The 10,921-nt window shown below is 34.7% G+C and carries 12 protein-coding genes and 1 pseudogene; 3 read left to right on the forward strand and 10 right to left on the reverse strand.

The window, feature by feature from the left end:
• The 10 genes and pseudogenes from K737_RS10755 to K737_RS00315 form a co-directional block, all read right to left on the reverse strand.
• The coding region (locus tag K737_RS10755; RefSeq protein WP_035574603.1) for a hypothetical protein at window positions 1–184 on the reverse strand (184 nt) is incomplete at its 3' end.
• Between the two features lie 425 nt (window positions 185–609).
• A pseudogene (locus tag K737_RS11620) lies at window positions 610–1,121 on the reverse strand (IS5 family transposase); the annotation flags it as partial.
• A gap of 165 nt (window positions 1,122–1,286) precedes the next feature.
• Window positions 1,287–1,430, reverse strand: coding sequence for a hypothetical protein (locus tag K737_RS09745; protein WP_023490910.1), 144 nt, complete (start codon window positions 1,428–1,430; stop codon window positions 1,287–1,289).
• A 395-nt stretch (window positions 1,431–1,825) separates the two neighbouring features.
• Window positions 1,826–2,614: a hypothetical protein gene (locus tag K737_RS00295; RefSeq protein WP_006292435.1), complete on the reverse strand. Its 789-nt coding sequence runs from the start codon at window positions 2,612–2,614 to the stop codon at window positions 1,826–1,828.
• An 88-nt stretch (window positions 2,615–2,702) separates the two neighbouring features.
• Entirely contained in the window at window positions 2,703–3,074 is a 372-nt protein-coding gene (locus tag K737_RS00300) for a hypothetical protein (protein WP_006292437.1), read from the reverse strand.
• 83 nt (window positions 3,075–3,157) lie between these two features.
• Window positions 3,158–3,286, reverse strand: coding sequence for a hypothetical protein (locus K737_RS11300; RefSeq protein WP_268743833.1), 129 nt, complete (start codon window positions 3,284–3,286; stop codon window positions 3,158–3,160).
• A 263-nt stretch (window positions 3,287–3,549) separates the two neighbouring features.
• Window positions 3,550–3,699 carry a hypothetical protein gene (locus K737_RS07110; RefSeq protein WP_023490914.1) on the reverse strand — a complete coding sequence of 50 codons (150 nt, stop codon included), beginning with the start codon at window positions 3,697–3,699 and terminating at the stop codon, window positions 3,550–3,552.
• Window positions 3,700–3,992: 293 nt separating this feature from the next.
• Complete coding sequence (locus tag K737_RS00305) at window positions 3,993–6,245, reverse strand: hypothetical protein (protein WP_006292441.1); 2,253 nt, start codon at window positions 6,243–6,245, stop codon at window positions 3,993–3,995.
• A 141-nt stretch (window positions 6,246–6,386) separates the two neighbouring features.
• A complete protein-coding gene (locus tag K737_RS09750) occupies window positions 6,387–6,791 on the reverse strand; it encodes an IS1 transposase (protein WP_006292442.1) in 405 nt (134 codons plus the stop codon).
• A gap of 63 nt (window positions 6,792–6,854) precedes the next feature.
• Window positions 6,855–7,055, reverse strand: coding sequence for a helix-turn-helix domain-containing protein (locus K737_RS00315; protein WP_023490917.1), 201 nt, complete (start codon window positions 7,053–7,055; stop codon window positions 6,855–6,857).
• Between the two features lie 336 nt (window positions 7,056–7,391).
• Here K737_RS00315 and K737_RS00320 point away from each other — a divergent pair, with 336 nt between their 5' ends.
• The 3 genes from K737_RS00320 to K737_RS09755 all read left to right on the forward strand — a co-directional run bounded on the left by K737_RS00320 (window position 7,392) and on the right by K737_RS09755 (window position 10,829).
• Window positions 7,392–8,102: a hypothetical protein gene (locus K737_RS00320; RefSeq protein ID WP_006292443.1), complete on the forward strand. Its 711-nt coding sequence runs from the start codon at window positions 7,392–7,394 to the stop codon at window positions 8,100–8,102.
• A 211-nt stretch (window positions 8,103–8,313) separates the two neighbouring features.
• Entirely contained in the window at window positions 8,314–10,323 is a 2,010-nt protein-coding gene (gene uvrB / locus K737_RS00325; protein ID WP_006292444.1) for an excinuclease ABC subunit UvrB, read from the forward strand.
• 332 nt (window positions 10,324–10,655) lie between these two features.
• Window positions 10,656–10,829, forward strand: coding sequence for a hypothetical protein (locus K737_RS09755; protein WP_161630383.1), 174 nt, complete (start codon window positions 10,656–10,658; stop codon window positions 10,827–10,829).
• Window positions 10,830–10,921: the final 92 nt, after the last annotated feature.

Here is a 10,921-nt window from a genome sequence, read left to right on the forward strand (position 1 = left end):
CAACCTTACTCACTAAATCTTTATATATTCCTTCAAAATACTCCCATTTGATTACTTTGAACCGCTTTGAAATGCCACTATATGTCGCTTCAATGCCACTTTGCATTGATCCAAACCCTTGGTTGATTAGCTTTTCTAACATTCTTAAACGAGTTTTCTTGCCAAGGAGTATTAATTTCAGCAAACCTTTGAATAGTTATTCTCCGGTGATTTTATTATTATATCTATTGACATCGTAAAGTTTTCCTAGTCTCTCTAACCATATATCAATACATCATTATAAAATTAAAACTTTATACTCATAATATCTATCTCAACCACTTTTAACACTTATGGGGCAATGCCATAGGCGCTTTAATTAGCAAATACAATTGCAATTGGGGTGATATCTGGCTTGCAAAGGGGGTTGGGTGCTACCAAACCTTCCAAAAGAAAGCGGTAGTGTTATGGATAATACTACTTTCTATAAAGGAAAACTATGCAAAAGATGCTATAGTTTACTTTATTTGCCTTACTATTCTCCAGATCTCAATCCTATTGAGAAAAAATGACCCTAAGCCAAACATGTAAGAAGAACATTATCGTAACCTTTTTATACTGATTTAGATATAGTATCCAAATAATGTTATTTTTCATTTCCTCATCAACAATTTGATTGGTGTTACGTTCTTTATCTTCAAGAATATTTTGAGCGTCTATTCCTTCAACACGCCGGCTAGCTTGTCTGCAATCAGAAAGAATATAACTCTGACTGGCACGCCCGCGCATCCACGGCCAAATTTAACTTCGTGTTGAGCCCCCTTTTGTGCAGGCTCATGTCCTGGCCTGCCTTCCTTAGCCTTTGCTGCATAAGGATGCACTTTTATATGGCTGGCATCCATCATCAGTCACTCATAGTCTGGATCAATACTCAGTTTTTCTAAAAGATTTTCCAAAATTGTCTTTATCTTTCCATCTGAAAAATCTTCTGTGCGTATTTTTCCAATCTCCATAATTAGGGAAAAGATCTCGCCAAGGAGACCCCGTTCTTAAAATCCAAAAAACAGCGTTGAAAATTCACGATTGCCCTTTGCTTTTCCTCCCCAACTTCCCTTTTTTCCTGGTAAATACGGCTCTAGCATTTTTCAAGATTTCTCTGATGTGTTGTATCTTTTGTGCGATTGTGTCATCTCTTTTAAAAAATAAAATTTCTGATTTTCATTATTATCATGTTTTATCTTGTGACGACACTATCTAAGTTTAGCAAAAAAATTCTTAATCAAATAGAACGGAATTTATAAAGATATTTAATCATAATGCTCCAAAGGGTTCTTTTTAGGGGGAATCATGACCTTGTGTCCTTTTTTTAAGTTTTTTTGCCGCATACGTTCACCGAAAAGCACTCCATTCCCATTCCTCCTCTCTAGATCGTAGTCCTGACCTTTTGTCAAGCAAAAATCTGTGGAATTGCCAATAGCATGGTTTTGGGCATCATAGATTTCACGGATCTTGGTGCCCATCTTTTTTTAGTGCTCGCGCTGCGTTGATGAGCGGGCACTATCATTGAATCGATTATCGCATACTCGGTTTCAGCATCACTGGCTAAGATTTCAAAAACGTTTTTCCACACGCTTTTTGACTCTAACGGATATGTATTTTTGAATCTTTTTACGGGTTTTCTGCGTGATAGCGGTACAAAACTGCTTCCACAAACAGTCTTTGGCTTCATTCCCTTGTATTTATCCAGAGAAAAGATCCTTTATCCTATTCCACCGATCATCTTGCAACGTATAACGTCTCATTTAACACTCCTCTCTTTTGAATTTTTATTAAATATTCAAAAAAATTAACTTAATGGAGGGGAAGTCTTGGCTAAGGACTTGCTGTAAATTTTGAACATGGAACAATGCAGAACGATATGAAATACTGACATTCCAATAATCCATCCCAACTCATGGTTGAAGTGGAAAAAGAATCCTCCTAAGATAGAACAGTTAAAAGAAATAGGAAAAGTGATCATTCTTGCGCAACTTATTTTGTGAAGAAACATTACTATTCCTTTAGGGTAATAGCGATTAATCAAAAAAGGAAGAAAAAAAACTAAAAAAACGATACCAGGAAGGATAAACAACAAGCAAGAATGATAATTTAAAGGACAATGAGAGAAAGATTGGCTTGTTAAAAAATAAAATCCCAATCCTAAAAAGAAAGAGATCAGAAGAAACACTGAACCAAAAGTACCGGAAATGATCAATGATAAGTACGGATAATAAAAATAAAAATTTGAAGAAAAAATTTTTATAAAAAAATAAAATCCTAATACAAAAATAAGAGAGCTAAGAAAAAAGATAGCTTCTTTTGAAAATAAATAAAAAAAAGAACGAATCCAAGAGCTGTGAAGTGTAGAATTTGGTATTTCGTCTAAATCTTGAATGAGCTCCTTTCTTAAAGAGGGAGAAAATTTTGCAGCGCCATTTGTAAGAAATAAAGGTTTATAAAGCCAAAAGCTTAGACACATAAACATAAAAGGAATAACACTTATAGCCCCTAATTTTATCGCAAGGATGATTTTTGGTTCTAAGTGTGTTTTTTTAAGAAGATCTGCAACTATTCCAAAAGCTATCGAAGCAACCATAGGGGGAAAAATATACAGTAAAGTTTTTGCGCGTATTAAAGAAGCTTTATAGAAAAAACTTGCCCAATCAGTCTCTTTAGATATTTTTTTAGTAGCCCACTGTAATAAAAAAAAAAGAGTATCCTACTTCTAGAAACGCAGCAAGTACGTCACAGAAGAGGTTAAAAATAGGAACTCTCCCGTAAAGAAAGCAGCCCACTCCAAAAGACATCATCGAAAGAACTACTATAAAAGTTCCTACTAATATGAGATTTGGAATAAAAACGACATAATACCAAAAAAAATAAAATGGCACAAAAACCGTTATGAGCATCTTTAAAACTTTTTTAAATCTTTTAAAAATTCCAGGACTGTATAGATCAGAAATCAAATCTTCATACTGCTGAACAAGCAGAGTGCTTAAATAGGATTGATCTGAATCAGATTTTTTTAAATTGCATTTATCTTCTATTTTTGACATACAAAATATTTTTTTATTTTAACTTAAGATTTATCATTATATAATTAAAGAATACAATGCGCAACTTAACGATTTTGAAAACTTTAACCAAAGATAGCATGATTAATTTTCGAGGTTTTATTAACGTGAGGTGCCGCAAAAATACGCAGTGTTACCTCCAGTATTTCAAGAGATCTTGTGTTTGCAAGGGGGGGCGAAATCTTGCAAACCAATGGCGGTGTGGAGCGTTATTTTGTTCAATGGGAAACGTTTTATCTTTTTCCTGAAAGAGGCGGTTGCTTGGAATAATTTTATTAAAACCTTCTAGAGGATCTTTGCAATAAAATAAAATTTTCCGTTTCTTTAATCGTTCAAAAAGTCGTTTGAAAGTTTGAATTGAGAGATCACCAAATTCCCAATCGATGAGCCGTTTTCCAGAACGATCCTAGACTTTAGAAATCCAAGCTTTAAAAATCCAAAATTTTTACTTCTTTTTTTAATAATGCAAAAATTGATCGATTTCCTTGACACTACCTTTGTCTTCTGGGGATGGCTCAATTTTTGTGCATAGCCTTGATCCTAAGGTGCCCGCCCACTTCAAAACAGCGGTGGCGCTGACACCAAAAAGCTGAGCAATTCGGTTCATTGAATGGCCGCTTGCGTATAAATACTTTTTTATTACTAGACGTGATCTGGGGCGGAGTGATAATATTTTACGAAAATTTTCAGTTTTTCTTTAAGAGAATGAATCTTTGGTGGAGGAATTTATTTGTATTAAAAAAAATTATGTGGAAGCCTATTTCTGGCTTATTGACCACATAAGATATCTACCCACTAGGGTTTCCCTTCCCTTAAAAGCAGAAGAAAGCGCGTGCTTTTGAGTTTTGTTCTATCACTGTTTTTACAGAAAGCTTATGCTTTTGTTCATGCAGAGGTTTGTTATGATAAAATATTCACTGGCATGTTTTCTTTTATATTTTTATCAAATAACGTGTCCAGGCAATACTCTCCTTGATCAGCAATAAGAGATTCAATGCGATTTTTATAAACGATTATTTCTGCATTTTCTGGATTAGCGGCTTTTATGTCAGCTAAAAGACTGTAATATCCTTTTAGTGATGCTTTGAGAGTGTCTTTTATTGAAGAAATTTTCTGATATTTTGCAACTAATGCAGTTTGATCTTTTTCTATATGGTAAACTCTTAATGCTTCTGGGAAAGAATCTGGAGCTTCAAATTTATCGGTCATTTTTATAATCAAGTTTATAGTAGCAAAATAATAAGGTTTCAATTGATTAAGAACTACATAATTTTTTATTGTCGTGATATCTTGTAATGTAAAATCAATTCTTGAATTCAATGTCACGATAGAAGTCTTTAAGTTAAGATCTTGTTCTTTTGTTTGGGCTAGTAAAATTCCCAACTTTTCTTTATCTTGCACAAGATTATTAATAAGAGAGTTGATGGATGTTACATTAGATTCCCACGATGGCGCTGCATCATCATCCTTGCCAATTGCTTCAGTAGTTGCTTTTGTAAGATCGCTAATCTTAGTAATATTATCGTTAACATCAACTTGTAAAGCGTTAAAGATTTCAACTTTTTGAGACAAAATTTTGCTATAAGAGTCTTGAATTGTTGAGGGAAGCGTTTCCTGATAAGCTGCAATAGTTTGAATCTTTTGGGCGATCGTATTAAGCGTAGTTTTGATTTGGGTCAAAGTGTTTTGAAAGATTTCGTCTTGTATATTGTTTACGCCTTCAATAGATTGAAAAATATTGCTATATTCCGCATTTATTTCCTTGCTTTCTTTTTCTAACGCTTGATAAAGAGGGTCAATAATGGTATTAAAAACTGTGACTTCTCCTTGAGTTATAACGTTATTCAATCCTTTTTCAAAATCGCGTTTCTTCTTCGGATAGTCTTTGTCAACACTACCTTGTAATGCAGAAATTTTAGTGGTTATGTTTTTAATAAATCCTGCCTTAACTGATTTAAGTTGCGTTATTTTTCCTTCTAATTTTTTTAGATCTTCTTCCCAAGTTTCGAAGGTATAAAAAAGTTTTACTAGCCCAGAATCTTCGCTGACAGAATCAGAAATTAACCGGAAAGGAATTGTATATTTTTTTGGACTATTAACCAATTCATTCAGATCTCTTGGTTCTTCTCCCGGAAGGTTTTTTGCGATTTCATTTATTGAATTAAAAACTGTGCGAATTTTATCTTTTTTTAACTTAATAGTAGCAAGTGTGTTGAGAGTGGTGGAATACAACGATAACATATTGTTTAGTTTTGCGTCTTCTGTATTAGCATTTCCTATCTCAGCATTTTGAAAATAATCTATGAGCTTTTTTACAGTTTCTGACAGTGAGATGTAAGAATACTCTTTTAAGCCTGAAAGAGCATTTTTTGCTAGGTTAATATTATTTGCGTAAAAATCACCAAGCTCTTGAACTCCTTTAAGCTGTGTTTCTAATTTTGCTATATCAACTTTATTTCCTGAAGCAGAAACGTCTTGTGCTTTACTTATCATTGTATCAATTGCAAGAGGGCGATTTTCAAGGCGAATACTACTGATTTTTTGAAGGGTTTCACCAGACATAATCCCATAATCGTCTAATCCCAATAAAATATACTTTCTTGAATCATCTTGAAAACGTTGTGGGGCTCCTCGACTATCAAGCACATTCAAAGGAATGTACAAATTCCCTTTATAAAATTTTTTCTGATTTTGAAGAAAATCAAAATTCGTTTTTTGCTTATTTATATTCTCTCCAAATTTTTTTGGTTCCATTAAATACATGTGATCTATATCTACTTCTTGATTTTGATTTTTACAGTAGTTAAAGATCATGTTATTATCTCTTGCTAGATCCGTGTTTGGGTCCCTATAAAATTTGTATGAGAGGTACCGTGTGATACCAGAATCAAAGGTTGGAGTGTATCCCGATTTACTTGGAAAGGTTTCAGAAATGTTTTCAACTTTTCCGTGTTGATCTAAACAGTACGCGGAGATTGCATGAAAATCATTTGCGTCTAAAACTACGGGTACGGGCGCAACAATAGATTCCAGTTTATTTGATCCTCCGCTGCTGCCTCCAGAAAAAGCTGTTTCTATGTAGCCCAAAAAATATATTAAAAGGTATATTCTTCTTAGATTTAATGATTTTTTTTTATTAATTAAAAATTTCATTATTATTAACTGTTGTTTTTTTATAATATTACAACATTATTATAAAAAAAAAATTATTTGAATAATAAAATAAAAGTATTGTATTGTATATTAATAGTATTATGAATATTAAAGTGTTTTATTATTAAAAAAATGAGGCTTTTAACCAAAGATAGCATGATTAATTTTCAAAGTTTTATTAACGTGAAGTTCCGCAAAAATACGCAGTGTTCCCTCTAGCATTTCAAGTGATCGTGTGTTTGCAAGGGGGGGGCGAAATCTTGCAAACCAATGGCGGTGTTGACCGTTATTTTGTTCAATAGACAACGTTTTATCTTTTCTCTGAAAGAGGCAGGTGCTTGGAATAATTTTATTAAAATCTGCCCAATGATCTGCGTAACAAAATAAAATTTTCCATTTTAAATCGTTCAAAAAGTCGTTTGAACGTTTGACCCGAGTGATCACCAAATTCCCAATCGATGAACCGTTTTCCAGCACGATCATGAGATTTAGAAATCCAAGCTTTAAAAATCCAATTTTTTTGTTTCTTTTTTTAAATAATGCCAAAATTCATCAACTTTCTTGACAATACCTTTGTCTTCTGGGGGCAATTTTGGCGCATAGCCTTGATTATAAGGTACCCCCCTTCAAAACAGCGCTCGCGCTGACACCAAAACGCTGAGCAATTCGGTTCATTGAAAGACCGCTTACGTATAAAACGAAGAATTGGAGTTTGTCTTTCTCGGGCTCACCTCGTGAAATTTTTTCCACATTTTTTACATAATTTATATATTTTATAAGTTTTTCTAAAATAATAAAATTTAAAATCATTTCAGATAGGGTATAAGGAATAAAATTTATGCCTAATTTTGAAAAAATAATTCAAAGACAAAGATCAAGGGTGGCGTCTACTTCTTAAGAAAGAAAATAGCTCTGCAATGTCAAGGATGATTTTTAGGTGAGATTTATTCATTTTTTTATTCTTTATTTAGGTGTTGATGCATTGAAAAGGCTAAAAGTTAATTTTTTTTTAAATGCAAGACACGAGTGATTTTTAAATTTAAGTTAAAAATTGATAAATATTATTTGATTCAGAAAAAATAATCGCATTGACTTTTTTGATCTTTTCCTTTATCTTTGCGCTGTGAAAATCAAAGGTTTGATTTTATGTTTGAAAAAAAATTAAAAATTAGTTTTTTTATAAGTTTTATTTTTTCTGGAATTATAAGTTTTTCTATGGAAAATAGTGCACAAGCCTCAGGTCATATTTGGAACTTTAATGGTTTGACAGATAATTCTGATTCGAGTTCAGATGATGAGTTAGGCTCGGATGGGGAATCTTCTTTGAAACTTTCTTTTGGGCCTCATAATTTGAGTTCTGGTGATGCGAGAGGTAATCTTGAAAATTCCGATAGTGAACATTGCGAGCAAGAAGATGATAGGAATCTAAATTTACCCACTCATTTCCTTACTAATTTGGATTTGGATCATATTTTACTTCAAGAAAAACGAGGAATTATGTTGGATCAAACTCAGCAAATGGCACTGATAAAAAAAGTTGGGGAATGCGCTTTGGATAATTTGCTTTGCTTAGAGCAAAATAAAGATCTTTTATCTAAGGAAAATACCGGTATTGAATTAGACAAAATCTCACCGGTAATACATGAATTGAACGAGCCTCATCCGGTAATACATGAATTGAACGGGCCTCATCCGGTAATACATGAATTGAACGAGCCTCATCCGGTAATACATGAGCCAAATGAATTTCCCCCAGAACCATATCATGAAGCAGCAGAAGAAGGAGAAAGTTCATTTTCTCAAGATCCAAAATTAGTAAAAAAAATAAAGCCTAACGAAGATCAAAAAGAAAAATGATTTAAGTGGAAATGGGGGGTAATCTCTTAGAGAGAAGTTCCTGGTTATAGAAAAATGCAGAGAAAAGGGCTAACTTTATGTTTTAAAAATTCCTTATAGCGCTTTTGAATTGTATAAATAGAAATGTGTTTGCTTTGATAAAAAATATTTTTTGATTTTTATTATAAAGTCTTTATAATTACAATTTAGTACATTGGAAGAATTTTAAATTTTGAGCGATTTGCATTCTGTGTTTAAAGGGTATACGGTGATAGAAAAATCTCAGCGTCCCTTTGAAATTGTTTCACCTTTTGAGCCTTCTGGACATCAACCTCAGGCAATTAAAGCGTTAGCAGAAGGAGTTTTAGAAGGAAGAAGAGATCAAGTTTTGCTTGGAGTTACAGGGTCAGGAAAAACGTTTACCATGGCACAGGTTATCTCTAAGGTACAACGTCCTACGTTAATTTTGGCTCCAAACAAAACTTTAGCAGCGCAGCTGTATGGGGAAATGAAATGTTTTTTTCCCAAAAACGCAGTTGAGTATTTTGTATCTTATTATGATTATTATCAGCCAGAAGCTTATGTTCCATCCAGTGGAACGTATATTGAAAAAGAGTCTTCTATTAATGAACAGATAGAGCGCATGCGTCATAGCGCCACCAGGGCGTTATTAGAAAGAAAAGATGTTGTGGTTGTTGCAAGTGTATCCTGCATTTATGGCTTGGGAGCAGTAGAATCTTATCAAGGAATGGCTATGGAACTTCAAGTAGGGCAACGCGTTCTTCAATCTGAGGTTCTAAAGCAGCTTGTTCAGATGCATTATAAACGAAATGATATTGGGTTTAAGCGGGGAATGTTTCGCGTCATGGGGGATCGCGTAGATGTCTTTCCTTCTCATTACGAAGATCATGCTTGGAGTTTATCTTTTTTTGACGAAGAGCTAGAAAGTATTCACGAGATTCATGCTCTTACTGGGGATCGCGTTACGAAATTGGAAAAAATTTTGGTTTTTCCCAATAGTCACTATGTGGCTCCAGGTCCCACTGTGTTTCAAGCCATCCAAGGAATAAAAGAAGAGTTAAAAAGTCGATTGCAAGAGTTTAAAGCAGAATCTCGTCTTGTAGAAGCTCAACGGTTGCAAGAGCGTGTGAGTTTTGATCTAGAAAGTCTTGTCCATATGGGAACATGTGCTGGGATTGAAAATTATTCTCGTTATTTAACCGGGCGTCCTTCGGGGGCTCCCCCCCCTACATTATTTGAATACCTTCCAAAGGATGCGTTGTTTATTGTAGACGAGAGTCATGTAAGCGTTCCTCAAATTCGTGCTATGTCAGCAGGGGATGGTGTTCGAAAGCGCACTCTTGCGGAATACGGATTTCGACTACCTTCTTGCGTTGATAATCGTCCTTTGCATTTTGATGAATGGGACCGTATGCGCCCTTCTAGTATTTTTGTTTCTGCTACCCCAGCAGCTTGGGAAATTACGCAAGCACACGGAGAAGTTGTTGAACAGCTAGTACGGCCAACAGGATTGTTAGATCCCGTATGCCAAGTGCGTCCTACCCATAATCAGATAGAAGATCTGATGAAGGCTTTAAGAGAGGTAAAAAAAGATGAAGGAAGGGCTTTAGTTACTACGCTTACGAAAAAGATGGCAGAAGATTTGTGTGCTTATTTAGAGCAAGCACACTTTAATGTGCGTTATATGCATTCTGATGTAGATACTTTGGAAAGAATTCACCTTTTACAAGATTTGCGAAAAGGAGTTTTTGATATTTTAATTGGTATTAATTTGTTGAGAGAAGGGCTAGATATTCCAGAATGTCAGCTAGTTGCCATCTTAGATGCAGATAAACAAGGGTATCTTCGTTCAAAAACTGCTCTTATTCAAACTATGGGAAGAGCTGCCAGAAATTTGAAAGGACGAGTTTTGCTTTATGCAGATACTATGACGCCATCTTTAAAAGAAGCCTTGGAAGAAACGCATCGGCGACGAAATTTACAAGCTTTGTACAATGAAGAACACGGTATTATTCCAAAAGCAACATTTTCTATGGCAAAAACGATTTTGGAAGAAGAAGTTTTGACGCCAAAAGTTTCAGAAAAAAAAATAGAAAGTTTTGTTCAGCGTTCGGATTCCATAGAAACATTAAGGATGGAAATGATCAAAGCAGCAGAATCTTTAGATTTTGAAAAAGCTGCAAAGCTTCGAGATTGGATCCTACAATTAGAAAAACAGTAGCGCTTATCTAGAAATAGAACATTCAAAATTTTTAATTTTTTGGTTCACTATTTTCGGCTGAACTAAGGGGTATCTAAAGCAAAATAAAAAGTAAAATATACAGCAAAAGCAAAATAAAATGATTTTAATTAATAATTTATGCTATATTCAGCAGATTTTCGGCATAGAGAGTTAGAAATCAGAAAGGAAGAGGGACTAAGCTTTAGAGAGGTGTGGCGTTGTTTTACAGTTTGGATCGCAAGCGTTATAAGGCGGTCGAAGAAAATTGCCTTCCAATACAAAAGGAACAAAATCAGCAACAAGCATAGACATGAAAGGTATTGAAAAAGGACGTGAAAGACTCTCCCGACGCAGCCCGTGCTGAAATGCTGGGCGCTCTGGAACGCATCGGCGTGACGTATAAAAAAAGCCCGCGTCATCCCAAGGTGGAGGTCGAAAAGCAAGGCATCTTTTACCAAAAGATTCAAGGCGCATCAAAAGGAAGGGCGCCCCATCGTTTTCATTGATAGGGGCGGATGTGCTCACGACGCGCCTTGCCTTGCATTTCATGGCTTGAAAGGTTATTGGCGAGGTTATTGGCACTTTGGCAGCCATGACT

Origin of the sequence: Holospora undulata HU1 (assembly GCF_000388175.3) — a bacterium.
GTDB lineage: Bacteria > Pseudomonadota > Alphaproteobacteria > Holosporales > Holosporaceae > Holospora > Holospora undulata_A.

What these genes read in the sequence shown, in the direction of transcription:
- K737_RS00295 (WP_006292435.1), bottom strand. Translation starts at nt 2,614, where the DNA reads ATGGTTGCTTCGATAGCTTTTGGAATAGTTGCAGATCTTCTTAAAAAA.
- K737_RS00300 (WP_006292437.1), bottom strand. Translation starts at nt 3,074, where the DNA reads ATGTCAAAAATAGAAGATAAATGCAATTTAAAAAAATCTGATTCAGAT.
- K737_RS07110 (WP_023490914.1), bottom strand. Translation starts at nt 3,699, where the DNA reads ATGAACCGAATTGCTCAGCTTTTTGGTGTCAGCGCCACCGCTGTTTTG.
- K737_RS00305 (WP_006292441.1), bottom strand. Translation starts at nt 6,245, where the DNA reads ATGAAATTTTTAATTAATAAAAAAAAATCATTAAATCTAAGAAGAATA.
- K737_RS00315 (WP_023490917.1), bottom strand. Translation starts at nt 7,055, where the DNA reads ATGATTTTAAATTTTATTATTTTAGAAAAACTTATAAAATATATAAAT.
- K737_RS00320 (WP_006292443.1), top strand. Translation starts at nt 7,392, where the DNA reads ATGTTTGAAAAAAAATTAAAAATTAGTTTTTTTATAAGTTTTATTTTT.